Source organism: Streptomyces gobiensis, assembly GCF_021216675.1.
GTDB lineage: Bacteria > Actinomycetota > Actinomycetes > Streptomycetales > Streptomycetaceae > Streptomyces > Streptomyces gobiensis.
The window spans coordinates 2,320,751-2,347,473 of the sequence record NZ_CP086120.1 but is presented as its reverse complement, the minus strand read 5'-3'; the positions used below and the strand labels follow the sequence as shown (position 1 = coordinate 2,347,473).

The 26,723-nt window shown below is 69.5% G+C and carries 24 protein-coding genes and 1 pseudogene; 18 read left to right on the top strand and 7 right to left on the bottom strand.

The window, feature by feature from the left end; genetic code table 11:
• Window positions 1-79 precede the first annotated feature (79 nt).
• Complete coding sequence (locus tag test1122_RS10715) at window positions 80-1,888, bottom strand: bifunctional metallophosphatase/5'-nucleotidase (protein WP_232268942.1); 1,809 nt, start codon at window positions 1,886-1,888, stop codon at window positions 80-82.
• 139 nt (window positions 1,889-2,027) lie between these two features.
• Here test1122_RS10715 and mshD point away from each other — a divergent pair, with 139 nt between their 5' ends.
• The 6 genes from mshD to test1122_RS10685 all read left to right on the top strand — a co-directional run bounded on the left by mshD (window position 2,028) and on the right by test1122_RS10685 (window position 8,242).
• Window positions 2,028-2,936, top strand: a complete 909-nt coding sequence (gene mshD, locus test1122_RS10710) for a mycothiol synthase (RefSeq protein WP_232268941.1) — start codon at window positions 2,028-2,030, stop codon at window positions 2,934-2,936.
• A gap of 623 nt (window positions 2,937-3,559) precedes the next feature.
• On the top strand, window positions 3,560-5,797 hold the full coding sequence (locus tag test1122_RS10705) for an RNA degradosome polyphosphate kinase (protein ID WP_232268940.1): 2,238 nt from the start codon (window positions 3,560-3,562) through the stop codon (window positions 5,795-5,797).
• Between the two features lie 70 nt (window positions 5,798-5,867).
• The gene (locus test1122_RS10700) at window positions 5,868-6,839 is read left to right on the top strand and encodes a CHAD domain-containing protein (protein WP_338423527.1); all 972 of its coding nucleotides are present in this window, start codon (window positions 5,868-5,870) and stop codon (window positions 6,837-6,839) included.
• Entirely contained in the window at window positions 6,832-7,260 is a 429-nt protein-coding gene (locus test1122_RS10695) for an NUDIX hydrolase (protein WP_232268938.1), read from the top strand. The genes test1122_RS10700 and test1122_RS10695 overlap by 8 nt, the downstream gene beginning before the upstream one ends.
• 113 nt (window positions 7,261-7,373) lie before the next feature.
• Window positions 7,374-7,793 (top strand): Hsp20/alpha crystallin family protein, encoded by a 420-nt coding sequence (locus test1122_RS10690; protein WP_232268937.1) that lies wholly within the window; start codon window positions 7,374-7,376, stop codon window positions 7,791-7,793.
• A gap of 50 nt (window positions 7,794-7,843) precedes the next feature.
• Window positions 7,844-8,242 carry a DUF2267 domain-containing protein gene (locus test1122_RS10685; protein ID WP_232268936.1) on the top strand — a complete coding sequence of 133 codons (399 nt, stop codon included), beginning with the start codon at window positions 7,844-7,846 and terminating at the stop codon, window positions 8,240-8,242.
• Window positions 8,243-8,257: 15 nt separating this feature from the next.
• On the opposite strand, the gene test1122_RS10680 is transcribed toward test1122_RS10685, so the two are convergent.
• On the bottom strand, window positions 8,258-9,070 hold the full coding sequence (locus test1122_RS10680; RefSeq protein WP_232268935.1) for a class I SAM-dependent methyltransferase: 813 nt from the start codon (window positions 9,068-9,070) through the stop codon (window positions 8,258-8,260).
• A gap of 102 nt (window positions 9,071-9,172) precedes the next feature.
• Here test1122_RS10680 and mshA point away from each other — a divergent pair, with 102 nt between their 5' ends.
• Window positions 9,173-10,474: a D-inositol-3-phosphate glycosyltransferase gene (gene mshA / locus test1122_RS10675; protein WP_232268934.1), complete on the top strand. Its 1,302-nt coding sequence runs from the start codon at window positions 9,173-9,175 to the stop codon at window positions 10,472-10,474.
• A 43-nt stretch (window positions 10,475-10,517) separates the two neighbouring features.
• Window positions 10,518-11,006, top strand: coding sequence for a type III secretion system chaperone family protein (locus test1122_RS10670; RefSeq protein WP_232268933.1), 489 nt, complete (start codon window positions 10,518-10,520; stop codon window positions 11,004-11,006).
• On the opposite strand, the gene test1122_RS10665 is transcribed toward test1122_RS10670, so the two are convergent.
• Genes test1122_RS10665 through test1122_RS10655 form a run of 3 tightly spaced genes read right to left on the bottom strand, consistent with a single transcriptional unit; the run spans window position 10,978 to window position 14,187 of the window.
• A complete protein-coding gene (locus test1122_RS10665; RefSeq protein ID WP_232268932.1) occupies window positions 10,978-12,252 on the bottom strand; it encodes a pyroglutamyl peptidase in 1,275 nt (424 codons plus the stop codon). The genes test1122_RS10670 and test1122_RS10665 overlap by 29 nt on opposite strands.
• Window positions 12,253-12,303: 51 nt before the next feature.
• On the bottom strand, window positions 12,304-12,744 hold the full coding sequence (locus test1122_RS10660; RefSeq protein ID WP_232268931.1) for a hypothetical protein: 441 nt from the start codon (window positions 12,742-12,744) through the stop codon (window positions 12,304-12,306).
• 24 nt (window positions 12,745-12,768) lie between these two features.
• The gene (locus test1122_RS10655) at window positions 12,769-14,187 is read right to left on the bottom strand and encodes a DUF1996 domain-containing protein (protein ID WP_232268930.1); all 1,419 of its coding nucleotides are present in this window, start codon (window positions 14,185-14,187) and stop codon (window positions 12,769-12,771) included.
• Between the two features lie 422 nt (window positions 14,188-14,609).
• Here test1122_RS10655 and test1122_RS10650 point away from each other — a divergent pair, with 422 nt between their 5' ends.
• The 4 genes and pseudogenes from test1122_RS10650 to test1122_RS10635 all read left to right on the top strand — a co-directional run bounded on the left by test1122_RS10650 (window position 14,610) and on the right by test1122_RS10635 (window position 19,574).
• A complete protein-coding gene (locus test1122_RS10650; RefSeq protein ID WP_232268929.1) occupies window positions 14,610-15,368 on the top strand; it encodes a phosphoglyceromutase in 759 nt (252 codons plus the stop codon).
• Window positions 15,369-15,435: 67 nt separating this feature from the next.
• Window positions 15,436-16,749 (top strand): sensor histidine kinase, encoded by a 1,314-nt coding sequence (locus tag test1122_RS10645; protein ID WP_232268928.1) that lies wholly within the window; start codon window positions 15,436-15,438, stop codon window positions 16,747-16,749.
• 457 nt (window positions 16,750-17,206) lie between these two features.
• Window positions 17,207-18,868, top strand: a complete 1,662-nt coding sequence (locus test1122_RS10640) for a sensor histidine kinase (protein WP_232268927.1) — start codon at window positions 17,207-17,209, stop codon at window positions 18,866-18,868.
• A gap of 113 nt (window positions 18,869-18,981) precedes the next feature.
• Window positions 18,982-19,574, top strand: a pseudogene (locus test1122_RS10635) (LuxR C-terminal-related transcriptional regulator).
• A gap of 34 nt (window positions 19,575-19,608) precedes the next feature.
• On the opposite strand, the gene phoU reads toward test1122_RS10635, so the two are convergent.
• The gene (gene phoU / locus test1122_RS10630) at window positions 19,609-20,289 is read right to left on the bottom strand and encodes a phosphate signaling complex protein PhoU (RefSeq protein ID WP_232268926.1); all 681 of its coding nucleotides are present in this window, start codon (window positions 20,287-20,289) and stop codon (window positions 19,609-19,611) included.
• Window positions 20,290-20,592: 303 nt separating this feature from the next.
• Between phoU and phoR the strand changes: the two genes are divergently transcribed.
• A complete protein-coding gene (phoR, locus tag test1122_RS10625) occupies window positions 20,593-21,909 on the top strand; it encodes a two-component system sensor histidine kinase PhoR (protein ID WP_232268925.1) in 1,317 nt (438 codons plus the stop codon).
• A gap of 5 nt (window positions 21,910-21,914) precedes the next feature.
• Window positions 21,915-22,586 carry a two-component system response regulator PhoP gene (phoP, locus tag test1122_RS10620; protein WP_479685735.1) on the top strand — a complete coding sequence of 224 codons (672 nt, stop codon included), beginning with the start codon at window positions 21,915-21,917 and terminating at the stop codon, window positions 22,584-22,586.
• Between the two features lie 558 nt (window positions 22,587-23,144).
• Here the strand turns inward: phoP and test1122_RS10615 are convergent.
• Complete coding sequence (locus test1122_RS10615) at window positions 23,145-23,744, bottom strand: copper chaperone PCu(A)C (protein ID WP_232268923.1); 600 nt, start codon at window positions 23,742-23,744, stop codon at window positions 23,145-23,147.
• Between the two features lie 473 nt (window positions 23,745-24,217).
• On the opposite strand from test1122_RS10615, the gene test1122_RS10610 reads away from it, so the two are divergent.
• From test1122_RS10610 to test1122_RS10595, 4 genes are all read left to right on the top strand, one after another.
• Window positions 24,218-24,700, top strand: coding sequence for a CarD family transcriptional regulator (locus tag test1122_RS10610; RefSeq protein WP_031508181.1), 483 nt, complete (start codon window positions 24,218-24,220; stop codon window positions 24,698-24,700).
• 221 nt (window positions 24,701-24,921) lie between these two features.
• The gene (gene ispD / locus test1122_RS10605) at window positions 24,922-25,680 is read left to right on the top strand and encodes a 2-C-methyl-D-erythritol 4-phosphate cytidylyltransferase (RefSeq protein ID WP_232268922.1); all 759 of its coding nucleotides are present in this window, start codon (window positions 24,922-24,924) and stop codon (window positions 25,678-25,680) included.
• A complete protein-coding gene (gene ispF / locus test1122_RS10600; RefSeq protein ID WP_232268921.1) occupies window positions 25,670-26,161 on the top strand; it encodes a 2-C-methyl-D-erythritol 2,4-cyclodiphosphate synthase in 492 nt (163 codons plus the stop codon). The genes ispD and ispF overlap by 11 nt, the downstream gene beginning before the upstream one ends.
• Before the next feature lie 103 nt (window positions 26,162-26,264).
• Window positions 26,265-26,678: a PPOX class F420-dependent oxidoreductase gene (locus test1122_RS10595; protein ID WP_232268920.1), complete on the top strand. Its 414-nt coding sequence runs from the start codon at window positions 26,265-26,267 to the stop codon at window positions 26,676-26,678.
• The last annotated feature ends 45 nt before the right edge of the window (window positions 26,679-26,723 follow it).

Sequence of the window (26,723 nt, the reverse complement as noted above, 5' to 3'; positions counted from 1 at the left end):
CTTGACTTCAACTCCGGTTTAAGTAGGGGGCAGGGGCGCCCCCCACGTGTGGGGGGCGCCCCTGGCGCTGGGTGGGCGGTCAGCGGATGACCGTGATGCGGTCTGCCGCCGGGGCCTTCAGCGGGGACTGCGCGCTGGAGTTGGCCGTGAGGTACTCCTCCAGTGCCGCCAGGTCGTTCCCGCCGACATGCGGGTTCTTGCCCTCGGCGAAGGTCGGGAAGCCATCGCCGCCGCCCGCCAGGAAGGAGTTCATGGCGACCCGGTATGTGCGGGAAAGGTCCAGCGGCTCGCCGTTCAGCTCGATGGAGTCCGCGACGATCCGGTCGGCACCGGACTGGGTGAGGTCGAGGGTGTAGCTGAAGCCCGCCGAGACCTGGAGGACCTTCGGGGCGTCCGCGTTGGCGCCGCTGACCTGTTCGCGCAGGATCTGGAGGAGCTGCGCACCGGTGAGGTCGGCGAGATTGACCGTATTGGAGAAGGGCTGGACCGAGAAGCCCTCGGCGTAGGTGACCACACCGTCGCCCTCGTTCCCCGAGGCCGCGTGGACCAGATCGGTGCGGATGCCGCCCGGGTTCATCAAGGCCAGCTCGGCCCTGTCGTCCTCGCCCTTGGCGTGGGCCAGTTGGGCGTCGGCGATCACATCGCCGAGCGGTGACTCGGGAGCGGTCCGGTCGGTGGTGATGTCCTCGGCGATCCAGCCGATGGGCCGCTTCGCGACGGGCGCGGCCAGCTTGTCCCAGTAGCCGATCAGATCGGTGAGATCCGCGGCCTTGTTCTGCTCGCGGTGTACGACGCGGTTGGTGCCTTCGACGGAGGTACGGACGACATCCTTGCTCTTGCGGTCATAGGCCATGTTCAGCTCGGTGAAGAGCCGGCCGTTGGACGCCGCGGAGGTGACCAGGCGGTCATTGCCCTTGGGGTCCGGGATGGTGCAGACGTACGGCTGGTGGGTGTGCCCGGTGATCAGGGCGTCCACACCCGCGTCGGTCTTCCTGGCGATGTCCACGATCGGCCCGGAGAGCCCGGCACCATCGGCGTCGCAGTCGTGGTTGTACGCCTGTGAGGCCGGGTAACCGCCCTCGTGGATCAGGGCGATGACGGCGTTGACGCCCTTCCTCTTGAGCTCCTTGGTGTACTTGTTGATCGTCTTGCTCTCATCGAGGAACTTCAGCCCCTTGACACCGCCGGGCGCGACGATATTGGCGGTGCCTTCCAGCGTCACCCCGATAAAGCCGACCTTGACGCCCTTCATCTTCTTGATGGTGTACGGGGCGAGCAGCGGCTTCCTGGTCTGCTCATGCACCACATTGGCGGCGAGGATCGGGAAGTCGGCGCCCTCGAAGGTGCGGCCGTCGACATAGCAGCCGTCCTCGGGGTGGCAGCCGCCCCGCTGCTTACGCAGCAGCTCCTTGGCACCCTCGTCGAACTCATGGTTGCCGACGCCGACGACATCCATGCCGAGGGTGTTCAGCGCCTCGATGGTGGGCTCATCGTGGAAGAGCCCGGAGAGCAGCGGGCTGGCGCCGACCATGTCACCCGCGGCGACGGTGACCGAGCGGCTGGTGCCCTGCCGCGCCTGCCGCAGTGCGGTGGCCAGATACTCCACGCCACCGGCGTCGATCCGCTCGGTGGTGCCGTCCTTGTGCTCATGGACCACCTGGCCGCCGGAGCCGGCCGGGGTCTCCAGGGCGCCGTGGAAGTCATTGATGGCGAGCACTTGGAGATCGACGGTCCGCCCGCCCTTGACGGGAGCGGCGCTTGCTGGCGTGGCCTCCGGCGCGGCCTGAGCTGCGGGTATGGCGGCGGCCCCGAGGGCGACGGCCGTCGCCAGTCCGGCCGTAGCGACGGCGAGTCTGCGGCTCAGTCGCCGTGTGCGGCGAGCGGGCATTTCTGTCCCCTTATGCCTTATGAGAGCGGTGAGTTGATACGGGTGAGGCTGACGGCAGCCTATGGTCAACGCGCGTAGCGTGTCAGGAGGGCGAAGGTAACCAGTCGGTTTCGACTCGGTGAGTCGTAGGCTCGCTTTCATGAATGACGTGGTGGTTGTGGACCAGGTGCCGGATGACGTTGTCCAGGAGACGCTGGCGCTGATCGAGTCGGCGGCCCGAGTGGACGGCCAGTCCGCCGTATCCGAGCAGGGGCGGCTTCAACTACGCGGGGGGCGCCGGGAAGGCGTCACTCACTGCTTCGTACGGTCCGGGGGCGAGCTGGTCGGATACGGCCAGCTGGAGGACACCGATCCGGTGGAGGCCCCGGCCGGGGAACTCGTGGTGCACCCCGCGCACCGCGGCAAGGGGTACGGCCGGGCCCTGGGCCAGGCACTGCTGGACACCTCCGGGAGGCGGTTGCGGGTGTGGGCCCATGGCGGCCACGCTGCCGCCCGCCATCTGGCGCAGGTGCTGGGTATGACGCTGTTCCGGGAGCTGCGGCAGATGCGGATGCGGCTGGCCGAAGGCCACACCACGACTGCTCTGGGCGAACCGGTGCTGCCCGAGGGGGTGACCGTACGGACCTTTGTGCCCGGCAAGGACGACGCGGCCTGGCTCGCCGCCAATGCCGCCGCGTTCGCCCACCATCCCGAGCAGGGCTCGCTGGTCCAGCGTGACCTGGACGCCCGTAAGGCCGAGGAGTGGTTCGACCCGGCGGGCTTCTTCCTCGCGGTGCGCCGGGATGAGATCGTCGGCTTCCACTGGACGAAGGTCCACGCCCGGGAGGGGCTGGGCGAGGTCTATGTGCTGGGCGTGACGCCGGAGGCGCAGGGCAGCGGCCTCGGCAAGGCGCTCACCACGATCGGGCTGCGGTACTTGGCCGTGGAGCGGGGGGTGCCGACTGCGATGCTTTACGTGGACGCGGATAACGGGGCCGCTGTGGGTGTGTACGAGCGGCTTGGTTTCCGTACGTATGAGGTCGACCTCATGTACCGCACGGAGGGCTAGCGACTGGCCCGGCCGCGCCGATTCGCGCCCCCGCTGCGCGGCGGGGCTCCGCCAGGCTGCCGGGGTGCCGTGGTGGGGTTCCCCGTATCCCGCCCCTTCCCGGAACCGGGGCTTGCGCCCCGGGGCCCCGGGGTTTGCGCCCCGGGCCCCGGGGTTTGCGCCCCGGGGCCCCGGGGTTTGCCGGTGCGGGCCGGTGGCCGGGTTGTGCCCACCAAGCGTCGCGAGCTCCGTTGCGGGGTTGGCCGGAGCGTCGTGGCTGGTGTGGGTGGGTGGTTGCGTAGCAGGGTGGGCCTACGCCCCTCGCGGGGCTGCGAGTGCCCACAACTGGGTGTGGGGGCCTGGGGGCGGCAGCCCCCAGTTTCGGGAAGGGGCCGGGTTAGGGGAACTCCCTCCGCCGGACGGCCCGTCGCGGCAGCGACTGATGTCGCTGCGGCGCAGGCGCGCCGAAGAAGGGGCGCGGGGCGTCGTTAGGGAAGGTGCCATGTCTGCGTAACCGGCGATTCAACCTTGATTGCGAATATCGCGGAATGCAGCCCGCTGTGCCAAACGCGCCGAATCGGCGGCTTCACGCGGCCCCCAACGTCGACGAGCCCGCCGTGCCGAAAGCGCGGAAGAATAGAGGGATGAGCCAGCCCGCACAGCCTTTCCAGCCCGCGCGGTCGAGCCGGACCAGTCAGCCGTCCGTGGGATCGATCGCCGCGTCCCGGCCACAGGCCGTCGCCGTGTCCTCGCCCGGCCTGGACCCGGACCTCGACTCGGACCCGGACGCATACGAGGGGGAGCCCGGGGGCGATCTGCCCCAGGATCGATTCCTGGACCGTGAGCGCAGCTGGCTCGGCTTTAATGAGCGGGTGCTGGAGCTGGCCGAGGACCCGGCCACACCGCTCCTGGAACGAGCGAATTTCCTGGCAATTTTCGCAAGCAATCTGGATGAGTTCTTCATGGTCCGGGTCGCCGGGCTCAAGCGCCGAATCGCCACCGGAGTCGCCACCCGGTCGGCCTCCGGGCTGCAGCCCCGTGAGATGCTGGACCTGATCTGGACCCGGTCCCGCGAGCTGATGGCGCGGCATGCCGCCTGCTATCAGCAGGACGTCGCCCCTGCCCTGTCCGACCAGGGCATTCATTTGATCCGCTGGCCCGATCTCACCGAGAAGGAGCAGGCCCGGCTCTTCACCCTCTTCCGCCAGCAGATCTACCCGGTGCTGACGCCGCTGGCTGTGGATCCGGCACACCCCTTCCCGTATATCTCCGGTCTCTCGCTCAATCTCGCGGTGGTCGTACGGAACCCTGTCAGCGGTCATAATCACTTCGCGCGAGTGAAGGTGCCGCCGCTGCTCTCCCGCTTTCTGGAGGCTTCCCCGCAACGGTATGTGCCGCTGGAGGACGTCATCGCGGCCCACCTGGAGGAGCTGTTCCCCGGGATGGAAGTGCTGGCGCACCATATGTTCCGGGTGACCCGGAATGAGGACCTGGAGGTCGAGGAGGACGACGCCGAGAATCTGCTCCAGGCGCTGGAGAAGGAGCTGATGCGGCGCCGCTTCGGCCCGCCGGTGCGGCTTGAGGTCGAGGAGACCATTGACCCCTATGTGCTCGACCTGCTGGTACGGGAGCTGAAGGTCAGCGATTCCGAGGTTTATCCGCTGCCGGGTCCGCTCGACCTCAGCGGGCTGGCCGGAATCTTCTCCAAGGTGGACCGGCCCGAGCTGAAATATCCGAAATTCGTCGCCGGGACCCACCGGGATCTCGCCGAGGTGGAATCCGCCTCCGCGCCCGATGTGTTCGCCGCGCTGCGCGAACGGGACGTACTGCTGCACCACCCGTATGACTCCTTCTCCACCTCCGTCCAGGCCTTTCTGGAGCAGGCGGCCGCCGACCCCGATGTGCTGGCGATCAAGCAGACGCTCTACCGCACCTCGGAGACCTCACCGATCGTCGACGCGCTCATAGACGCCGCCGAGTCCGGCAAACAGGTCCTCGTCCTGGTGGAGATCAAGGCCCGCTTTGATGAGCAGGCCAACATCAAATGGGCCCGCAAACTGGAGGAGTCCGGCTGCCATGTCGTCTACGGCCTGGTCGGTCTGAAGACTCACTGCAAGCTGTCGCTGGTGGTCCGGCAGGAGGGCGACCAGCTGCGGCGCTACGCCCATGTGGGGACGGGGAACTACCACCCCAAGACAGCCAGACTCTACGAGGACCTGGGCCTGCTCACCGCCGACCAGCAAGTCGGCGCGGACCTCTCCGACCTCTTCAACCGGCTCTCCGGCTACTCCCGGCGCGCGACCTACCGGCGGCTGCTGGTCGCCCCCAGGTCACTGCGCGATGGTCTGGTCTCCCGGATCGCCAAGGAGATCACCCACCACCGCGCCGGACGGCCCGCCTACATCCGTATCAAGGCCAACTCGATCGTCGACGAGACCGTCATCGACGCGCTCTACCGCGCCTCCCAGGCCGGGGTGCCGGTCGATATCTGGGTGCGCGGCATCTGCGCGGTGCGGCCCGGCGTCGCGGGGCTCAGCGAGAACATCCGGGTGCGCAGCATTCTGGGACGCTTTCTGGAGCACTCGCGGATCTTCGCCTTCGGGGGCGGCGGCGATCCGGAGGTGTGGATCGGCAGCGCCGACCTGATGCACCGCAATCTCGACCGCCGGATCGAGGCGCTGGTACGGGTCGCCGACCCCGGACACCGGGCGGCCCTGGACAGACTGCTGGAGACCGGTATGTCTGACTCCACCGCCTCCTGGCACCTCGGTCCGGACGGCGACTGGACCCGGCACTCCGTCGACGCCGACGGGCAGCCCCTGCGGAACGTTCAGGAAACGCTCATCGACGCCAGGAGGCGCCGACGTGGTCCCACGACATGACCTGACGGCAGGTCGCACCGACCGCTTGCCCGTGCCGTTGGCCTCCGGGCCCGGATCGGAGCGGATGGCCATGACACGGGTCACGGCCGGAGAGGCGCTGGCCGGATATCTCAACGGGCAGGCCGCCGAGCTCCTGCGCAGTCTGCGGCTGCATGACGAGAACGCGGGCAGCGCGGACACCGCGGCTGAGGCGACCGAGGCGATCCGGGTGCTGCGCCGTGCCGCCCGCCGGATCAACGGGACTCTGCATACGTTCCGGCCGCTGCTGGACGCCGACTGGGCCGAACGGTTCAGCGCGGAGCTGGGCTGGCTGTCCGGGCTCCTCGCCCGGGAGTACGCCTACGCGGCCCGGCTCAGCCGGCTGCTGGCCGCGCTGCACCGGCTCTCCGCGCCCGCCGACGGGCACGGCTCCGGACAGGACTCCGGGATCGGCGCCGCACGGGCGGGCGCCCTGCTGGAACGGCAGCTCACCCTCTCCCGTACCCGGGCACACTCCGCCGCGCTGCGGGCACTCGGCTCCGCCCGCTTTCACGCCGTCGCGGATGGCGTCGCGGTGCTGGCCTCGGAGGCACCGGTGGACGCGAAGGCCGCCGAGCGGCCCGCGAGCGCGGTCATGCGGCCGCTGGCCGAGCTCGCCCATCGCTGCCTCATCGAGTCCGTTGACGCGCTGCCGCTCGGACCCGGCGCGCTGGCCCACACCCTCGCCGCAGCGGAGGAGCGGCATACCACGGAGGGAGGGCACGACACCGCCTGGCACCAGGTACGTCGCCTGGTACGGCTGGTCCGCTACGCGCAGGAGGCGCTGGGCGCGGCCGGCGGAGACAGCACAGCGCTCGTCCTGGCCAGCCACCACCTCAACCGGCACCGGGACGCGGCCGGGGCCGCCGCCGCTGCCGCCGCGGCCGGTCGTACGCCCCGTATCGCCCCCGCCACCGCCTATGCGCTCGGCGTGCTCCACGCCGACCAGCGGCATGAGGTCGAGGCCGCCCGCCTCGCCTTCTGCCGTATCTGGCATCCGAGAGGGGAGGCAGCTCATGGCTGAGCCGATACAGCCGACGCAGCCGGTACAGGCCGCGGGCTGTGTGCTGTGGCGGCGCTCGCCCTACGACGGCGCGATTGAGATCGCGCTGGTGCACCGGCCGAAGTACGACGACTGGTCACACCCCAAGGGCAAGCTGAAGGGCGGCGAGGAGCCGTCGCGGGCGGCGGTGCGGGAGGTGCGGGAGGAGACCGGCATGGAGTGTGTGCTGGGGGCGCGGCTGCCCACGGCGCACTATCTCGCGAAGGGCCTGCGCAAGGAGGTCCACTACTGGGCGGCGCAGGCGACCGGGGGCTCCTTCGAGCCGAACGAGGAAGTCGACCGGCTGCTGTGGCTGCCGCCGTCGGCAGCCCGGCGGCACCTCACCCACGACCGGGACCGGCCACTGATCGACGCGGCACTGGCGGCGTTGGACCGGGTCTGAGCTGGCTTTTCCGCCACGTTGAGCTGGGTCTTGTCAATTTTTCTTCTTCTGTTGTATAGAAATGGTCGTAGGGCGTCACACAGCACCGTCGCGACGGAAGGAGATGACCCGTGATGCTCATGCGTACTGACCCGTTCCGTGAATTCGACCGTCTCACCGAGCAGCTCTTCGGTACCGCCGCCCGCCCCGTCGGAATGCCGATGGACGCGTACCGTTCGGGCGAGAACGTCGTGGTTCACCTCGATCTGCCGGGCATCGACCCGGAGACCATCGACCTCGACATCGAGCGGAACGTGCTGACCGTCCAGGCCGAGCGCACCTGGCCCGGCCCCGAGGGCGCCGAGCGGATCGTGGCGGAGAGGCCGACCGGCAGGTTCAGCCGCCAGCTTTTCCTCGGTGACACCCTCGACGCCGAGCGGATCGGCGCTTCCTACGACGCCGGTGTGCTGACACTGCGCATCCCGGTGGCCGAGGAGGCCAAGCCGCGCAAGATCCAGATCAGCGGCGGCTCCAAGAAGCAGCTCACCGGCTGATTCCGGGGCCGCGCGATGGACTCGTGAGGGAAGGGAAGGGACAAGCAGCGATGCGCTGGAGCGAATGTGTAGCCCGGGTGCGCCAGTACGGGCAGTACCCCACCCACGCGGAGGCCGAGCGGGTCACCCGCACCGTGCTCTCCGCCCTGGGCGGCCATGTGGTCGGGCGGGAACGAGTGGACCTCGCCCAGCGGCTTCCCCGGGAGGCCGCCCGGGTACTGGTCGACCAGGTGCCCGCCACCCGGCAGCTGACCGCTTCGGAGTTTGTCGACAGCGTGGCCGCCCGTATCGAGGGCACGACGGCTGCCACCGCCCGATGGGACGTCAGCTCGGTGCTCAGCGTGGTGGCCGACGCGGCCGGTGACGAACTGCTGGAGCGGATGCTCGGCGAACTCCCGCCGGGCTACGCCCTGCTGTTCGGCCGCGCGGAACTGACGCAGGCGGCCTGATCCACCAGACACCCGCTAGCCGTGCCCCGGCGCCAGGGCGTCCCACCGGACGGTGACCTCGCCCTGGCGCCAGCGGGTGGCCCCGTCCACCACCGGCCACCCCTCGGAGAGGGTCCGTATGGTGCGGACCCAGCGCTGCCGCGCGCTCAGCGGGGCATAGGGAGCCGCCGCTGCCCAGGCGCGGTCAAAATCGCGGAGGAAGTCATACACCCGCTCGCCGGGTATGTTGCGGTGGATCAGTGCCTTGGGAAGCCGTTCAGCCAGGTCGGACGGGCGGTCCAGAGCGCTGAGCCGCGCCGCGAAGGTGACCGTGCGGGGGCCTTCGGGGCCAAGGGCCACCCAGACATGGCGGCGGCCGATCTCATCGCAGGTGCCCTCGACCAGCAGGCCACCCGGCGCCAGCCGGGCACACAGCCGCTGCCAGACCGGCCACACCTCGGCCTCCTCGTACTGCCGCAGCACGTTCGCCGCCCGGATGAGCTGGGGCCGCTCAGGGAGCGGGATCTCAAAGCCGCCCCGGCGGAACGTGAGGCCTTCGCGTTCGTACGGCCGCGCGGCGGCCACCCGGTCCTGGTCTATCTCGATGCCCACGACCCGGATATCGGGGCGGGCCCGGCGTACCCGTCCCAGCAGCTCCACGGCTGTCCACGGCGCCGCGCCATAGCCGAGGTCCACCGCGACCGGCGGCTGAGCCGACCGCCGCAGCGCCGGGCCGTGGGTGGCCACGATCCACCGGTCCATGCGGCGGAGCCGGTTCGGGTTGGTCGTCCCCCGGGTGACGGTCCCCTCGGGACGGCCTCCGGGACGGGGACGGTTGGACGCTGGCATGCCCGCAGCGTACGTGCCATGCCATAGGTCACGTTTCGGCAAAGCGGGAAGGCGGGGCAGCCTCCTGCTGTTCCCCCTCAGTGGAGGAAGGAGGCACCACGCGTGAGTTCGTATGTGACGCGGCTGGGACGACGGCTTGGCCTGCCCTCCCGTGGACCCCGCCGGGTCGCCATGCTCAGCGTGCACACCTCACCGCTCCACCAGCCCGGCACCGGCGACGCGGGCGGGATGAACGTCTACATCGTCGAGCTGGCGACTCAGCTCGCCGCGATCGGTATCGAGGTCGAGATCTTCACCCGGGCGACCACCGGCGCGCTGGCACCGGCTGTAGAGCTGTCGCCCGGGGTGCTGGTCCGGCATGTCGACGCCGGGCCGTATGAGGGGCTGACCAAGGAGGAGCTGCCCGCACAGCTCTGTGCCTTCACCCATGGCGTGATGCAGGCCTGGGCCGGGCACCGGCCCGGGTACTACGACCTGGTCCACTCGCACTACTGGCTCTCCGGCCATGTCGGCTGGCTCGCCGCCGACCGCTGGGGCGTGCCGCTGGTGCACGCCATGCACACCATGGCCAAGGTCAAGAACGCCGCCCTGGCGGAGGGGGACACCCCCGAGCCCGCTGCGCGGGTGATCGGGGAGACGCAGATCGTACGGGCCGCCGACCGGCTCATCGCGAACACCGCCGAAGAGGCGGGCGAGCTGGTGCGGCACTATGACGCGGCCCCGGAGCGCACCGCCGTGGTCCACCCCGGGGTGAACCTGGGCCGCTTCCGGCCAGGCGACGGCCGGGCCGCGGCCCGGGCCCGGCTCGGGCTGCCGCAGGACGCGCTGATCCCGCTCTTCGCCGGGCGGATACAGCCGCTGAAGGCCCCCGATGTGCTGCTCCACGCGGTGCGAGGGCTCCTTGACGAGGACCCCTCGCTACGGGAGCGGCTTGTCGTGCCGATCGTCGGCGGGCCTTCCGGCTCCGGGCTGGCCAAGCCGGAGGGGCTGCAGAAGCTCGCCGCCCGGCTGGGTATCGCCGATGTGATCTGTTTCCGTCCGCCGGTCGGCCAGGACCAGCTCGCCGACTGGTATCGAGCGGCCAGCGTGCTGGTCATGCCGTCCTACAGCGAATCGTTCGGGCTCGTCGCGATTGAGGCCCAGGCCTGTGGCACCCCGGTCATCGCGGCGGCGGTCGGCGGGCTGCCGGTGGCCGTCCGGGATGGTGTGAGCGGCTTCCTGATCGCCGGGCACGAGCCCAGTGAGTACGCCAGGGCGCTGCGGCGCTTCGTCGGAAATCCTGAGCTGTCGGCCCGGATGGGCGAGGCGGCCGCCCGCCACGCCCGGGGCTTTGGCTGGGAGGCGGCGGCACGCGGGACCGCCGAGGTCTACGGCGAGGCGATCGCCGCCCGCCCGGCCCGCTGAGGGGAAGACCCCCTCAGCGGACCACTTCGCCTACGATCGGCTTATGGCTGACGCAAAACGTGTCATCGAGCAGACAATCACCGACGCTGACCTGGAGTGGGAGTCGCCGTCCGACGGCAGCTACATCGTTACGCTCCCGGGGACCCGGAAGCTGTCGACGACCTGCTCGCTGATCGTCGGCAAGCACTCGCTGTCGGTCAACGCCTTCGTGGTCCGCCATCCGGATGAGAACCACGAGGCCGTCCACCGCTGGCTGCTGGAGCGCAACACCCGGCTGTACGGGCTGAGTTACGCCATTGATCAGCTCGGCGATATCTACCTGGTGGGCCGCCTGCCGTTGGCGGCCGTCACCCCCGAAGAGGTGGACCGCATCCTCGGCACCGTGGTGGAGAACGCCGACGGTCCCTTCAACACGCTGCTGGAGATGGGCTTCGCGACGGCCATCCGCAAGGAGTACGCCTGGCGGACGGCGCGTGGTGAGTCCACCCGGAATCTTGAGGCGTTCACCCGTCTGACCCAGCCGCGATCGTAAGCACCGCCCGGATCTGCGCGGTGATCGCGGCTCGGTTGCGGAGAAACACCGGGTCGGTGACCGTCCCCGTATCGGGGTCGGTGTTGTCCTTGGCGAACCGCAGTACAGGGGTGTGCAGATGGCCGCCGGGAATATCGCGGCCCATGGTGTCGCGCAGCAGCGTGGCGCGGTAGGCGATCTCATTGGAGAGATAGTCGCCGCCACCGCCCGCGCGGGCCGTTGATCCCGGGGTGGGCCCGTCCGGGCGCTGCACCGGCTCGGTGCCGCCCGCTGGTATCTCGGTGACCGAGGTGTTGTCGTAGACGGGGAAGTCACCGGTGTCCGCCTCGGTGATCTGGCGGTACGGCAGGGAGGTCGAGGTCCACTGCGGGCCGGGGCCGCCGCCCGGTACCGGGATCTGTTCGGTCACGGACTCATTGGCGTTGTCCGGGTAGCCGCCGCGCCAGGCGCCGTTGTAGCGCTCCACATCGAACCGGCCGACCCGGCCCTGGCTGATCGTGGTGAACACATCGGCCTGCCGCGGTCCCGCCGCGAAATGCGGGCGCAGCGTCGTCTCCACCGTCCCCCGGGTGAAGTCCGCCCAGCGGACCGGGAACACGGCGGCCTCGATACGGGCCGGACCCTCCGGTGTCCTGACGGTGGTGCCGTCCAGGGCGAGGGCGGCGGCGCCGGACGGATTGCTGCGCCGGATATCCCCGTCGAGCTGGAACGGGTCGAAGCCGGTGACGAGTACCCGCCGCACACCCGCTCGGGCGGGCAGCTTGATGGAGTCCTGCCCCCGGGAGGTGCGCTCCAGCCGGTCCAGCAGGGCGCCGCGCCGGTCCCCGGCGAGCGGGAAGGCGGGCCGCCACTCACGTATCGCCTTGCTCATCTCCAGCCGCGCCCAGTACAGCGGCCGGTCATCATCCCGGGCCAGATCGCCACCCGCCGGGCCACGGCCCCGCACCCGGTCCACCGCCCGCTGCCACAGCGCCCGTCCGTGCCACCGCACGATCCGCTCGGCGGCCTGGTCCGACTTCGCCGCGCACAGCGCCCCGCGGAGCACGGGCCCGAACCGGTCGAAGCCGCTGCGCTCCAGGATCTCCTGGGGCACCGGTCCGCTCAGCCGTTTCTCCTCGACGGTGAGCGGGGTATCCGGCCGGACGCAGCTGCTGCTGCCGCGTTCGTTTGCGGCCACCGCCGTGCCGGTCGGCGCCAACAGGGCGCCGCAGACGGCGAGGACACATATTCGGGAACGCAGCGGCATCGTGAGCACCTTCCGTCCGACCGGATATCTGCCGGCACTCTAGTCGCGCGGTCAGTTCTCGTGATGAACCTTGTGCTCATCGGTTTCATCACCGTGTGAGCCGGAGTGCGAGTCGCCGTTCTCCACCTCCCCTCCGAGTCGGCCACGCAGCGAACCGAGTACATCCGGTTCGCCCACGGCGACCCATCGGCTGCCGATGAGATATGTGCCGCCGTATGGCTTCGCCTCCTCCAGCCACTCCTGCTGACCCCGGCTCGTCGCGAAAGTCGTCAGGACATAGCGGCCGTCATCCGTCTTGCACACCCCTTGCCGCAACTCGTCGGCGTTGATGTCCACCTCGACCTCGCAAGCCGTCTTGGCAGCGAGCTCTTCGAGACTGCCGGTCGCGGGTTTGGGCGCCGCTGACTGATCCGTGCCGCCGCCGCAGGCGCCGAGCAGCACCGCTCCCGTCAGAGCGAGCGCCGGGACCGCCGCGTGGCTGGGGAAACGCATGGTCTGAACCTCCCGTAACTCGGATCAGTTCTTGCAGGTGCGGCCTTGGTTGATGCAGTTGACTGCCTTTTGCATGAGGCGTTCGGACATGACGTTGATGAAGTCGCTGTGGTCGGTGACGGGTTTGTGGAGCTGCTCGGGGAAGGAGTCGACGGCGAATTTGGGTCCGGGGGGCAGGTCGTAGGTGATGCGCTGGACCATCTGGGGGATGGGCTGGAAGCCGTTGTCGCAGGAGCCGTCGTCGTTGGCGAAGTCGACGTGGGTGCGGTGGTTGGCGCTGTCGGTGTTCTGGCCGTCCCAGCAGCTTTGGAAGCGGAAGGTGCGTACGAGTTGGCTGCCCTGGGGGCAGATCGGGTATTTGTCGGTGAGTTGGCGGTCTTCGAATCCGGTGCAGCTCCAGGAGGCGTTGGCGTTGTCGGTTCCGTTGGTGAAGGCTTTGGCGTCGCCGGTGATGATGCGCAGGAAGCGGGGCATGGCGACGACTTTGGAGCGGGGGTTGCCTTCGAAGGTGAGGTCGACGGTGGCGGGGGTCTGGATGGGGCCGATGTTGCCGTCCTTGCCGCCGCCGGCCTGGTTGGCGTCGCGTTCGTTCTGGCCGTTTTGCAGGCGCAGGACGGGCCAGTAGTAGGAGGACTGGTCTTCTTGGTTGGCGCAGGAGGTGTTGGCGCGGGCGAGGTCGCGGTCGCTGGCGAAGGCGTTGCTGTCCTGGTTGCCGACGTAGTCGTGGACGTGGTGGGCGCCGTTGCTGACGCCGGGGGCGGCGATGAGGTTGTCGGAGTTGAAGACGCCGTTCTCGTTCTTGCCGCACTCAGTGATGAACGTGCCGGTTGAGGCACCCCGCCGGTTCTGCGGCCGGGAGACATTGGGCCGCACCTGAGTGATATCGACGAAGTCCTCGGCAGCCGGACCACCCACCTGCTGCCGCCGCCCATCACCCCCAGCCTGCCCATCGTCCTCAGCCGGCGCGGCGACATTCTCGCGCAGCGAGCACTCGGCCAGTGAGTCCAGGCCCTGCGGCCGATCGGCTGACCGGTCGATCGCGGTGACGATTCGGTTGATCGTCGCGGTCCGCTTGTCCTTCAGCGGGCCGAGGATCGCGTTGTCCACGAAGTCCGGGTCATTGTCGATCGCGCTCTGAGAGCTGCGGAGCCGCTGATAGGCATCGGCGACCTGGCTGTCCAGGAGCGCCAGGTTGCGGTCCACTTCCCTGCGTGCAGAGCCCGGCATCTCGGGCAGCTCATCCGATACCTCCGGACATTCAACGGTGGACATGGTCGGCTGATCGGCCGCACCGTCCTGGGTTTCGCCGCGATTGTGCGAAGGGCTGCCGGCGCTCGCGTAGACATTGGCCGCGACCAGCCCACCGCCTCCCAGCAGCAGCGCTGCCGCCGCGGCAGCTGTTCTCCTGGCCAAACGGGAGCGCCTGTGTGTCTTCAGATTCATGGATTCCCTCTGGGTCGTTCTGGAACAGGGCCTTCCGGGGTAGGGGAGACGGACATTGCGCTTCCTTCTCATACGGAGGGAGAGGCTGGAGCGTTCAGAGGGATCCGTGATTCTTCCGTCAACTCGCGCTTGGGCGACGGCAGATGGCACCGGCTGCGGGGTGCTGTGGGTGGGTTTCCCCGTATCCCGCCCCTTCCCGGAAACCGGGGCTTGGCCCCGGGGCCCTGGGGTTGGCGGGTGCGGGCCGGTGGCCGGTGTTGTGCCCACCCGTTCCGCCCTGGGGGCACCTCCCTGGGGGCACCTCCCAGACGAAGTCTGGGGGAGTTAGCTGGGGGAGGAACGACTGCCCACAACGTTAGGGGAGCCTTCCCGGCTGCTGGCTCAAGGGGGCGCTCAGGGGCGCACCCGTTAGGCTGAACGTCATGGCCGACGCACCGTACAAGCTCATCCTCCTCCGCCACGGCGAGAGCGAGTGGAACGCGAAGAATCTGTTCACCGGCTGGGTGGACGTCAACCTCAATGAAAAGGGCGAGAAGGAGGCAGTCCGCGGCGGTGAGCTGCTGCAGGACGCCGGCCTGCTGCCCGACATCGTGCACACCTCCGTCCAGAAGCGCGCCATCCGCACCGCCCAGCTCGCGCTGGAGGCCGCAGACCGGCTCTGGATCCCCGTTCGCCGCTCCTGGCGGCTCAATGAGCGGCACTACGGGGCGCTGCAGGGCAAGGACAAGGCGCAGACCCTCGCTGAGTTCGGCGAGGAGCAGTTCATGCTGTGGCGCCGCTCGTACGACACCCCGCCGCCGCCGCTCGAGGACGGTGCCGAGTGGTCGCAGAGCGACGACCCGCGCTATGCGATGATCCCGAGCGAGCTGCGTCCGCGCACCGAGTGCCTCAAGGACGTCGTCACCCGCATGCTGCCGTACTGGTACGACACCATCGTGCCGGACCTCCTCACCGGCCGTACGGTCTTGATCGCCGCGCACGGCAACAGCCTGCGCGCACTGGTCAAGCACCTCGACGGCATCTCGGACGCGGACATCGCGGGACTCAACATCCCCACCGGCATTCCCCTCTCCTACGAGCTGGACGCCGACTTCCGGCCGGTCAACCCTGGTGGCACCTACCTCGACCCCGAGGCCGCGAAGGCCGCCATCGAGGCCGTGAAGAACCAGGGCAAGAAGTAGGGCAACAAGTCAGAGCGCTGGCCGAGGGGCCAGGGCGTGCGGGCCGTCCCGCGCTTACGCTCGGGGAGTGACTGACAGCAGCCCACAGACCTCCGTGCCGCGGTCATTGCTGCCCGGCGAACTGGCCGCGGCCTCGGGGCCTCCCCCGGCCGGCGCGGGTGGCGGAGGGGACGAGCGGGTGCGCCGTACCACCCGGGACTGGGTGGTCGACTCCCTGCTCTTCTGCTGGGCCGTGCTCTGGTGGGCCGTGCTGCTCCTCGCCGTCCAGGACTACGACTATCTGCCCGCCTGGCAGCGGGCGATCGACGCCCCGCTGGGCGCGCTGGCCTGCCTTGCCCTGTGGTGGCGGCGCCGCTTCCCGTTGGCCGTCGCCCTGATCGGGCTGCCCGCCGGCGCCATCACCAACAGCGCCTTCGGCGCGCTGATGGTGATCATCCTCAATCTGGCCATGCGGGTCCCCTGGCGGCCCGCACTCCTGGTGCTGTGCCTCTATATCGCGGCGTCGGCGCCGTATGTCCTGCTCTACTCGGTGCCCTATGAGGGCGGCTGGTCGACCGCGGCCTTTGTGCTCGCCTACTACCTGGTCTTCTTCGCCTGGGGGACGGCCATCAGCGCCCGGCGACGGCTGGTGCTCAAGCTCCATGAGGACGCGCGGCGGGAACGCCAGGATCACGCCCGGCGGCTCACGGACACCCGCCGCGCCGAGCGGGCGGCCATCGCCCGTGAGATGCACGATGTGCTGGCACACCGCATCTCGCTGCTCTCCGTGCACGCCGGGGCGCTGGCCTACCGTACGAAGCAGTCCGCTGCCGGGGCCGGTCCGGCGCTCGGCGACGCCGAGGTCGCCGAGAGCGCACAGGTCATCCGGGACAACGCACACCAGGCCCTGGATGAGCTGCGTGAGGTGCTGCATGTGCTGCGCGCCGACGAGGACGAGCCCGACGCCGACGCCGCCACCGCGGTCCCGGCGCCGCCACAGCCGCAGCTGGTGGGCATCACGGGCATGGTCGACGAGGCTCGCGCGGCCGGGCAGCAGATCGACTTCCGCGATGGCATCACCGACCAGCCCATCGACACCCTGCGTCCTCAGCTCCAGCGCACCGTCTACCGGGTGGTCCAGGAGGGCCTGACCAACGCCCGTAAGCACGCTCCCGGCGCCCAGGTCACCATCCAGCTGGCCGGCGCACCGGGTACCGATCTGACGGTACGGGTCAGCAACCCGCTGCCGGCCGGTGTGACCGCCCCGGAGATCCCGGGCGCGGGCGCGGGGCTGACCGGCCTGCGGGAACGGGTCGAGCTCGATGGCGGCACCCTGGAGCACGGCAGTACGGACGGCACCTTCACCCTGTGGGCCCGGCTACGGTGGCCCACGAGCGCATGACGCGGGGTCCTGACCCGTCGCATGGGCCAGGACCCCATCATCCGTCCGCAGGGCTGTGCCGGATTTCAGCTGCAGCCACCACCGCACTGGCACGGGCCGCCGGACTGGCAGCCGCACTGGCAGCCGGGCCCGCATGAACAACCGGATGACACGATGGGCAGCGTCGGGCGGTGGCCGGGCGAGTGGGCGAGAATCGTGGGTGCTATCGGGGCGTCAGCCATGGCTTCCTTCCCTTCCGGGCAGGCACGATCTGAGCCTGCTTCACCCCCCAACATGCCCATGCCCACACGGCGCATCAAGGGCGCGTAGGCGCATGCCTACGCATTCGGCCGGACGGGACTCCCGTCGACTTGCGCCGACTTCCGCCCGGCTTCCGTCGACTTCTGTCACCTTTCGTCGCTGCGGGGCGCGACGAATGTCGGCTGCGCCGCCGGGTGGGGTTTTCTACCGTGTGTCCGTGGACACAAGAGCGAAGGCCCGTCGGGCATGGCGATGGCTCATCGGGCCGGAGCCATGGACGGCACAGCGGATCATCGGCGAGGCAGCGGTCCTGCTGCTGCTCCTGCTGTCCTGCGTAGGGCTGCAATTCCTGAGCGGCAGCCGGGGCCCGGCCATCGTGGCGGTGGCACTGGGCGCGCTGCTGCTGGCCCTGCTACGGCGGCCGCTGCCCGGGACCGTACTGCTCGTTTCCGCGTCTGCGGCCGCCGTGGTGACCGGGCTCGCACTGCTGCTGCCCGTGGTGGGCTGGTCGGTGGGGCAGCGGATCCACCGGGTGGGGCGGGCGCTGGCGGTGTTCACCGCCGCGTTCGTGCTCTCCTCGGCGGTCGCGGCGATCAACGTGCTGCGCGAGGGCGCCGGACCGAACTCCTGGGTGGGCGTCTTCTTCTACACGCTCTGGTTCCTGGCGGTGGTGGCCGTTCCCGGTCTGATCGCCCGCTATCTGGCACAGCGGCGCGCCCTGGTCGCCTCGCTCCAGGCACAGCACCACCATCTCCTGCGGGAGAACGCGGTCATCGCCCGTGAGACACGGCTGCGGGAACGGCAGCGCATCGCCCAGGACATGCATGACAGCCTGGGTCATCAGCTCACGCTCATCGCCGTGCACACCGGAGCGCTCCAGGTGGACCCGCAGCTCTCCGGCCCGCAACGGGAGGCGGTCGGGGTGCTGCGGGAAGCCTCCGTCTCCGCGATGCGCGAGCTGCGTGAGGTGGTCGGGCTGCTGCGGGACGAGCCGGACGACCAGGAGGCGCCGTCCGCTGCCGCGCGAGGGGTGGCGGACATCAAGGAGCTCGTCGAGGCCTCCCGGAGCGCGGGCACCCCGGTCGTGCTGCGTGAGTTCGGCGAGCCACGGTCCCTGACCCCGGCCGCCGACCGGGCCGCCTACCGCATCGCGCAGGAGGGCCTGACCAACGCGCACAAGCACGCTTCCGGCGCCCCCATCACCATGGCGCTGCGCTATGAACCGGACTCGCTGCTGGTCGAGGTCGTCAACGGGCCGGCCCCCGAGAGCTCCGGGCCCGCCGCGCCCGGGGTGAGCGGCGGCCAGGGGCTGGCCGGTCTGCATGAGCGGGCCCGGCTGGTCGGCGGCATGCTGCACAGCGGGCCGACCGGCGATGGCGGCTTCCGGCTGACGGGTGTGCTGCCGTACACCGCGACGAATGTCGACAGCGCGGAGGACTTCCGTCGGCAGCCCGGCGTGACGGCACTCGGCGACGGTGGACCGGACAACGACTGGTCCCGTTCGCACGAGGAGTTCGACAAGGCCATGAACAGCAGAACCAGGGGATGCCTGGTGTGGGGAGCGGGTATCGCGCTGGTGCTCGTGGGGCTCATCGTCGTGGGCGCGGTGTGGTTCTTCACCGCAATCGACGAGAGCATGATCACGAAGGACACCTATGACTCGGTCGAGGTCGGCCAGCGCGAGGACGAGGTGCGCGCGAAGCTGCCCAAGGGAAGCAGATTCAACGAAGGGCTGGACGACGACGGCCCGCCCCGGCCCGCGGGCGCGTCCTGCCTGGTGCTGACCGCCGAGGACCCGCTGCTGGAGAAGGACTCCGGCTGGCTGGCCCGTTTCTGCTTCCGGGATGGCAAGCTGATCGAAAAGAGGGCGTTTGACTGACCGAATGACTGATCACTGACCGACCGCTGACTGACCGCGCAGGAGTCCCGTTGGGCCCGTCGATCCGAGTTCTCATCGCCGATGATGAGCCGCTCATCCGGGCGGGCATCAGGATGATCCTCACCTCGGCCGACGACATCGAGGTCGTCGCCGAGGCCGGAAACGGCCGCGAGGCCGTTGAGCTGGCCCGGCGGCATCTCGTGGACGTCGTACTGCTGGACATCCAGATGCCGGTGCTGGACGGGCTGTCGGCGCTGCCCGAGCTGCGCCGCGCGGCACCGTCCGTACGGCCGCTCATCCTCACCACCTTCGGCGAGCGGGAGAACGTCCTGGGCGCGCTGAGCCAGGGGGGTGTCTGCTCAAGGACTCGGCGCCGGATGAGCTGATCCGTGCGGTACGGGCGGCCGCCGCCGGTGACGCCTATCTGTCCCCGGGCGCCACCCGGCATGTGGTCGACTCCCTCGCCTCGGGCCCGGGGGCAGGGCGAGGCGCGCAGGCCCGGCAGCGGCTGGCGGCACTGAGTGAGCGGGAGCTGGAGGTGCTGGCGCTCCTCGGGGAGGGCCTGTCCAACGCGGACGCGGGGGAGCGGCTGCATATGAGCGAGGCGACGGTGAAGACGTATGTCAGCCGGATCCTGGCCAAGCTGGAGTGCGAGAACCGGGTACAGGCTGCCCTGCTGTCCCGCGACGCGGGACTGGGCGGATAGCCGGGCGGGCCCGCCCGGCTACGGGAGGCCGCGTCTACTCGGGGCTCGCAGCCGCCGTGGCCTGGTCGATCTCGTCCGCGTAGTCACCGGTGACCAGATAGACGACGCGCCGGGCAACCGACACCGCGTGGTCCGCGAAGCGCTCGTAGTAGCGGCCCAGCAGGGTGACATCGACAGCCGTCTCGATGCCGTGCTTCCAGCGGTCATCCATCAGATGCTGGAAGAGCGTGCGGTGCAGATCGTCCATCTTGTCGTCGTCCTGCTCCAGCTGGAGCGCCAGGTCCACGTCCTTGGTGATGATGACCTCGGCGGCCTTGGCCATCAGCCGCTGCGCGAGATGCCCCATCTCCAGCATCGTGGCCTGCAGATCGCGCGGCACCGCGGACTCCGGGAAGCGGAGCCGGGCGACCTTGGCGACATGCTGCGCCAGGTCACCGGAGCGCTCCAGGTCGGCGCTCATTCGCAGTGAGGTGACGACTATCCGCAGGTCCGTGGCGACCGGCTGCTGGCGGGCCAGCAGCTGAATGGCCCGGGTCTCCAGCTCGCGCTGCAGGTCATCGACCTTGTCGTCGTTGGCGATAACGCTCTCGGCAAGCTTCAGGTCCGCGTCCAGCATCGCCGTGGTGGCTCGGCCGATCGCGGAGCCGACGAGCCTGGCCATCTCGACCAGGCTCTCGCTGATCGAGTCAAGCTCCTCGTGGTACGCGTCCCGCATGACTGTCCTTCTCTCTCATGGCGCCGGTTGGCCTGATTCCCCTACGCTCCCACGTTCTGTCCGGAATACGTCTGGGGCCGACCCCACAAGTGAATCACCCACGACACCCAGGTGAACTCTGAGGGACAGCCCCTCGGACAGCCCCCTCTGGGGCGGCCATCCGAGGGGACTGTCCGGTATCAACCGATTTTGAACACTGGGAGTGAACCATCACCGACCTCTCGGTGAACTCTGAGGGACGAGTGTTCGAGCTGCGCCAGGAAGACCTGGGAGGTGCTCCCGCCACCCGCTTAACCTGAAGGCATGGACGTGAACGCGGCGGTCGCCGCAGCGGCTGCGATCGCCGGAGTGTGTACCGGCGCTTTCGCGGTGCTGGCGTTCCGTTGGAGCGAACGTGAGCAGACCCGCCCCACACGGACCTCACTGCATACGGACGCGGTGCTCCCACCGGGGGTCGACACCGTGCTCTCCGTGCTGCGTTCCTCGGCCGTCGTGCTGGACGAGGGGGACGTCGTGGTCAAGGCCAGCTCGGCGGCGTACGCCCTGGGGCTGGTGCGCGGCGGGAAGCTCGCCGTGGAGCCCATGCTCCAGATGGCCCGGGACACCCGGCGGGACGGCGAGATAAGGCAGGTGGAGCTGGATCTCCCCAGGCGGGGCACCGGGCGGGGCGACGCCCTCGCGGTCTCCGCGCGGGTCGCACCGCTGGGTTCCCGGCTGGTCCTGCTGCTCGTCGAGGACCTCACCGAGTCCCGCCGCATCGAAGCGGTCCGCCGCGACTTCGTCGCCAATGTCAGCCATGAGCTCAAGACCCCGGTCGGGGCGCTGTCACTGCTCTCCGAAGCGGTGATGGACGCGTCCGACGACCCCGAGGCGGTCGAGCGCTTCGCGGGCCGGATGCAGAACGAGGCCACCCGGCTCACCAACCTTGTCCAGGAACTGATCGATCTCTCGCGGGTGCAGAACGACAACCCGCTGGAGGACTCCGAGTCGGTCCGGGTCGACGACTTGGTGGCCGAGGCCATAGACCGGTGCCGCCAGCAGGCGGGCACCAAGCACATCACCATGGCCACGGGCGGCACCGCGGAACTCCAGGTATGGGGGAACCGGGGCCAGCTCGCAGCGGCACTCGGCAATCTGGTCGAGAACGCCGTGAACTACTCCCCGCCGCGTACGCGGGTGGGCATAGCCGGTCGCCGGATATCCGCGCCCGGTGGAGACATGATCGAGATAGCGGTGACCGATCAGGGCATCGGAATCTCCGAGAAGGACAGGGACCGGATCTTCGAGCGGTTCTACCGCGTGGACCCGGCCCGGTCCCGGGCGACCGGAGGCACCGGCCTCGGGCTCGCCATCGTCAAACATGTGGCCGCTTCACACGGCGGGGAGGTCACCGTGTGGAGTGCTGAGGGACAAGGCTCCACCTTCACCCTGCGGCTGCCCGAAGCGGGCAGTGCGCGGGAACGGGCTGAGGAGAACCGGCGCAGCCGGAATCAGCCCAGTGGCGCACTGCAGGAACCGGCCGACTACGCCGATTACGCCGACTACGAGGATGTCGTCGACGAAGATGTCGATGAGACCTTCACCCGTGATCAACTTTCTGCCCCGGAGGTCCTTCCGTGACCCGAGTGCTCGTTGTCGAGGACGAGGAATCGTTCAGTGACGCGCTGTCGTACATGCTCCGCAAGGAAGGCTTCGAGGTCGCGATCGCGGCGACGGGGCCGGAGGGGCTGGATGAGTTCGAGCGCAATGGCGCCGACCTTGTCCTGCTCGACCTGATGCTGCCGGGCCTGCCCGGCACGGAGGTCTGCCGTCAGCTGCGGGGCCGCAGCAATGTCCCGGTCATCATGGTGACCGCCAAGGACAGCGAGATCGACAAGGTCGTCGGCCTGGAGATAGGGGCCGACGACTATGTGACCAAGCCGTTCTCCTCACGTGAGCTGGTAGCCCGTATCCGGGCCGTGCTACGCCGCCGTGGAGAGCCGGAGGAGGTCACACCGGCGGCGTTGGAGGCCGGTCCGGTACGGATGGATGTGGACCGGCATGTGGTGACCGTGAGCGGGGGCAAGGTCGACCTTCCGCTGAAGGAATTCGACCTGCTGGAGATGCTGCTGCGGAACGCTGGCCGCGTGCTGACCCGTATGCAGCTCATCGACCGGGTCTGGGGTGCTGACTATGTCGGCGACACCAAGACCCTCGACGTCCACGTCAAGCGGCTCCGCGCGAAGATCGAGCCGGATCCGGGCGCGCCGCGCTACCTGGTGACGGTGCGTGGGCTCGGCTACAAGTTCGAGCCCTAAACCGGACGAGGCCGGTGGGTGGGTCGGGGGCGGTCCGGGGTGGGCCGTTCCGGACCCATGATTTACGGCCCGACGCGCGGCAGCGTTGAGTCAACCGGTTAAGCCCCTGTCGGCCCACAAATCACGGGCAAGCGTCCGGAACAACCCACCCCTCCCCACCCCCTCACGCAGTTGTGGGCCTCGCGCCGCCGTGTGTTGTGGGCACGGGCCACACGAGTGTTGTGGGCACTCGGGCCACACCCGTGTTGTGGGCAGTCGTTCCGCAGGGCGGAACGGGTGGGCACAACACCGGCCCACGCAGCCGCACCGGCCACCCCCGGGGCCCTGGGGCGAAGCCCCAGTTTCCGGGAAGGGGCGGGAATTGGGGAAGTCCACCCACGGCACGCCCGCACCGGGCGAAGCACCGCCACGCGGTGGAGCCGCATATCGGCACAGTCGGGGAGGGGCGGGATTACGGGGAACCCACCCACGGCACCCCCGCCACCGGGCGCAAGCCCCGCCACGCGGCGGAGCCGCGTATCGGCACAGCCGGGAAGGGGCGGGGAAACCCCCAGGGGATCAGTGGGTGCCGGGCTCGCCCGGGGACTCCGGGGTCGTCTCCGGGGCGGGGGACCTCTCCGGAGCGACCTGCTCCCCCCGCCGCAGCGGGTCAGGCGTCGCACCGTACTCCGCGTACGCACCCCCCACCGGCACCACCGTCGCGCGGATCTTGACCTTGCCCGTCGAGCTGAGCTCAAACGTGATCGGCTGGGCGTTGCCGTCCCGGATGCCCTTGCCGCGGGCGTCATTGATGACCGCGGACGGGTTGTCCTTGCCGCCCAGCATCAGGGAGCCACCCGCCGGGATCGTGAGGTCGCCGCCCCGGGCGGGGGCCAGCGTCACCGGGCCGCCGGAGCCGGAGATGGTGACGGCCCGCAGGGTCTCGTCCTCGGTGCCGTCGTTGAAGATGCGGGCCGATACGGCCGCCGGGCCGTCCGCGTTCCTGCTGGTGACGATGTTGACGTTCTGGATCTTTATGTCCCCGACGCTGATCGACGCGTTGTTGGGGTTGACCCCGTTGGTCTGTGCGTCGGTCCCGGCCCCGCAGGCAGCCAGCGAGAGGGTCGAGAGCGCGATGACGGTGGCGGCGATGGCGCCGCGTCGAAGGGTGCTGCTCACGGCGGCGGCATCTCCTAGCGGTAAGTAAGGGCGTATCCGTCGCACAGGGTACCGACCTCCGGGGAACGCCTCGTACCCGGCCCGTCCGTACTCGGTACCAAGGACAGTGAAGGGGAGCCGTAAAAGCGGGTGCACATCTGTGCGAGGGATTCTTTGGCGGGGAATGCGGGACCGCTGGAATTGATCTCGCCGGTGCGTTGATCAATATAACTCCGGCCAAACGGGCTACATCTGGAATTCCGGCAAAACGGACGTCGGAGGGTCCAGATCCGACCGTCTGGAGTTGTAACTCTGGTGTTTCTCCGTGCCGCGGGAACGCTCCTCACCTGCGAATACCTGGTTCCGGAGGCCTCCCGAAGCACGATCCGGCTACAGTTGTCAAGCCCCGAGATGCGCCCTGACCTGCGAAAACGCCATTCAGAAGACAGGGTTTCCGTGTTACCCTGGATAGCCACGGAAGGGGTACCTGTCACATGACGTTCAAGGTTGGCGACACCGTGGTCTATCCCCATCACGGGGCCGCGCTGATCGAGGCCATCGAAACTCGCCAGATCAAAGGCGTGGACAAGACCTACTTGGTTCTGAAGGTCGCCCAGGGCGATCTCGAGGTTCGTGTGCCGGCGGAAAACGCCGAGCTCGTCGGCGTGCGCGATGTAGTCGGCCAGGATGGACTGGACCGGGTCTTCGAGGTGCTTCGCGCGCCGTACGCCGAGGAGCCCACCAACTGGTCCCGGCGCTATAAGGCAAACCTTGAGAAGCTCGCCTCCGGCGATGTCATCAAGGTCGCCGAGGTCGTCCGCGATCTATGGCGCCGCGAGCGCGAGCGCGGACTGTCCGCCGGCGAGAAGCGGATGCTCGCCAAGGCCCGCCAGATCCTGGTGAGCGAGCTGGCACTCGCGGAGAACACCAACGAAGACAAGGCCGAGGCCCTGCTCGATGAGGTCCTGGCGTCCTGACGTTGTTACGCGAATGCCGCGGTGCCCGAACGATGACCAGTAGGTCTGTTGCCGGGCGCTGCGGCATTTCTGCGCGATTTTACGTGTACGCGTTGTACGAGTGCCGGGCCCGGGCAGCTGCCTCGAACGGTTGTCACGGAAGGGGCCGATCGAGGTGTCGTGCCCGGCACGCTCTGGCCATACCCATTTCAGGCAAGGACACAAACCTGAACGTGCAACCAATGTCCGATGAATCCCGTACCGAGCCCCGCACCGCCGCCGTTGTCCCCGCGGCGGGCCGGGGTGTACGGCTGGGGCCCGGCACTCCAAAGGCGCTGCGTGTACTGGGGGGCACCCCGATGCTCGTACACGCCGTACGGGCCATGGCCCGCGCCCGTGCTGTCTCCCTGGTCGTGGTCGTCGCCCCGCCGGACGATGCCGCCGGGGTTCAGAACCTCCTCGATGAGTACCCGCTCCCCGCCGCCGACGCCGCCGAGGTCGTGGTCGTCCCCGGCGGTGAGACCCGGCAGCAGTCGGTGAGCCATGGCCTCGCCGCTCTGCCCGCCGATATCGAGGTGGTGCTGGTGCACGACGCAGCCCGGCCGCTGGTGCCCATAGACACCGTCGACTCGGTGGTCGCGGCCGTACGGGCCGGAGCACCCGCCGTCGTCCCCGCGCTCCCCGTCCCGGACACCGTCAAGGAGGTCGCGGCCCCGGACCGGCCCGGTGACCCCGAGCCGGTCATCGGCACTCCCGACCGGGCCCGGCTGCGCGCCGTCCAGACCCCGCAGGGCTTTGACCGCAAGACCCTTGTCGAAGCCCATGAGCGGGTCAGCTGCGAGGGCGAGGGCGCCACCGATGACGCCGGGATGGTCGAACGGCTGGGCCAGCCGGTCGTCGTTGTTCCGGGACACGAGGAGGCCTTCAAGGTCACCCGGCCGCTGGACCTGGTGCTCGCCGAGGCCGTACTCGCCCGTAGGAGGGCCAAGGATGGCTTCTGAGCCGGTGAAGCTGCCCCTGGTCGGCATCGGCACGGATGTGCACGCCTTCGAGCACGGCCGTGCGCTGTGGTGCGCCGGGCTGCTCTGGGAGGGCGAGGAGTACGGCCTGGCCGGGCACTCCGACGGCGATGTCGCCGCACACGCCGCCTGTGACGCGCTCTTCTCCGCCGCCGGGCTCGGCGACCTCGGTGCCCACTTCGGTACCGACCGCCCCGAGTGGTCCGGCGCCTCGGGGATCACCCTGCTCACGGAGGCGGCCCGGATAGTACGGGCCGAGGGGTTCGAGATCGGCAATGTGGCGATCCAGGTCATCGGCGTACGACCCAAGATCGGCAAGCGCCGGGCGGAGGCCCAGAAGGTGCTCAGCGAGGCGGTCGGCGCCCCGGTCGCCATGTCCGGCACCACGACCGACGGCCTCGGTCTGACCGGCCGCGCGGAAGGCCTCGCCGCGATCGCCACGGCACTGGTCATCCGGGGGTGACCGGGGTGAGTCCTGCGCTCCGCGGGGCGGGGAGTTGGATACGTTTCGGGGAGGTACTCGTACACCCCTCAACCCGTGGAAGACCGTAGCGAAGGGGCACCCCGTGGCAGCCGCACTGTCCGACAACCTCAAGCAGCTTCTCGACAGCCCGGTCTTTGTGACCGTGGCGACCATCCAGCCCGACGGCAGCCCGCAGGCATCACCGGTCTGGGTCAAGCGCGACGGCGATGACCTGCTGTTCTCCACCACCATCGGGCGGCGCAAGGAGAAGAACCTCCGGCGCGACCCCCGGGTGAGCGTCGTCGTGCAGCGCCCGGACTCGCCGTACAACTACGCCGAGGTCCGGGGCACGGCCACTATCTCCACCGAAGGCGCTTATGAACTGATCGACGACCTGGCGATGAAGTACGTCGGCAAAAAGTACGCCGAGTTCAACCCGGCCGCCGCCCAGGACGCTCCCAGGGTCGTGGTCCGGATCTCTCCCCGTAAGGCAGTGGGCATGGGCGATCTGGTCTGAGCCGCCAAGGCGGGTGCCCGGTGCCACGGCGCGGGGCACCGTACT

Excerpts from the sequence above, each read along its gene's own strand:
- test1122_RS10715 (WP_232268942.1), bottom strand. The coding sequence starts at position 1,888 with ATGCCCGCTCGCCGCACACGGCGACTGAGCCGCAGACTCGCCGTCGCT.
- mshD (WP_232268941.1), top strand. The coding sequence starts at position 2,028 with ATGAATGACGTGGTGGTTGTGGACCAGGTGCCGGATGACGTTGTCCAG.
- test1122_RS10705 (WP_232268940.1), top strand. The coding sequence starts at position 3,560 with ATGAGCCAGCCCGCACAGCCTTTCCAGCCCGCGCGGTCGAGCCGGACC.
- test1122_RS10700 (WP_338423527.1), top strand. The coding sequence starts at position 5,868 with ATGACACGGGTCACGGCCGGAGAGGCGCTGGCCGGATATCTCAACGGG.
- test1122_RS10695 (WP_232268938.1), top strand. The coding sequence starts at position 6,832 with ATGGCTGAGCCGATACAGCCGACGCAGCCGGTACAGGCCGCGGGCTGT.
- test1122_RS10690 (WP_232268937.1), top strand. The coding sequence starts at position 7,374 with ATGCTCATGCGTACTGACCCGTTCCGTGAATTCGACCGTCTCACCGAG.
- test1122_RS10685 (WP_232268936.1), top strand. The coding sequence starts at position 7,844 with ATGCGCTGGAGCGAATGTGTAGCCCGGGTGCGCCAGTACGGGCAGTAC.
- test1122_RS10680 (WP_232268935.1), bottom strand. The coding sequence starts at position 9,070 with ATGCCAGCGTCCAACCGTCCCCGTCCCGGAGGCCGTCCCGAGGGGACC.
- test1122_RS10670 (WP_232268933.1), top strand. The coding sequence starts at position 10,518 with ATGGCTGACGCAAAACGTGTCATCGAGCAGACAATCACCGACGCTGAC.
- test1122_RS10665 (WP_232268932.1), bottom strand. The coding sequence starts at position 12,252 with ATGCCGCTGCGTTCCCGAATATGTGTCCTCGCCGTCTGCGGCGCCCTG.
- test1122_RS10660 (WP_232268931.1), bottom strand. The coding sequence starts at position 12,744 with ATGCGTTTCCCCAGCCACGCGGCGGTCCCGGCGCTCGCTCTGACGGGA.
- test1122_RS10655 (WP_232268930.1), bottom strand. The coding sequence starts at position 14,187 with ATGAATCTGAAGACACACAGGCGCTCCCGTTTGGCCAGGAGAACAGCT.
- test1122_RS10650 (WP_232268929.1), top strand. The coding sequence starts at position 14,610 with ATGGCCGACGCACCGTACAAGCTCATCCTCCTCCGCCACGGCGAGAGC.
- phoU (WP_232268926.1), bottom strand. The coding sequence starts at position 20,289 with ATGCGGGACGCGTACCACGAGGAGCTTGACTCGATCAGCGAGAGCCTG.
- phoR (WP_232268925.1), top strand. The coding sequence starts at position 20,593 with ATGGACGTGAACGCGGCGGTCGCCGCAGCGGCTGCGATCGCCGGAGTG.
- test1122_RS10610 (WP_031508181.1), top strand. The coding sequence starts at position 24,218 with ATGACGTTCAAGGTTGGCGACACCGTGGTCTATCCCCATCACGGGGCC.
- ispD (WP_232268922.1), top strand. The coding sequence starts at position 24,922 with ATGTCCGATGAATCCCGTACCGAGCCCCGCACCGCCGCCGTTGTCCCC.
- ispF (WP_232268921.1), top strand. The coding sequence starts at position 25,670 with ATGGCTTCTGAGCCGGTGAAGCTGCCCCTGGTCGGCATCGGCACGGAT.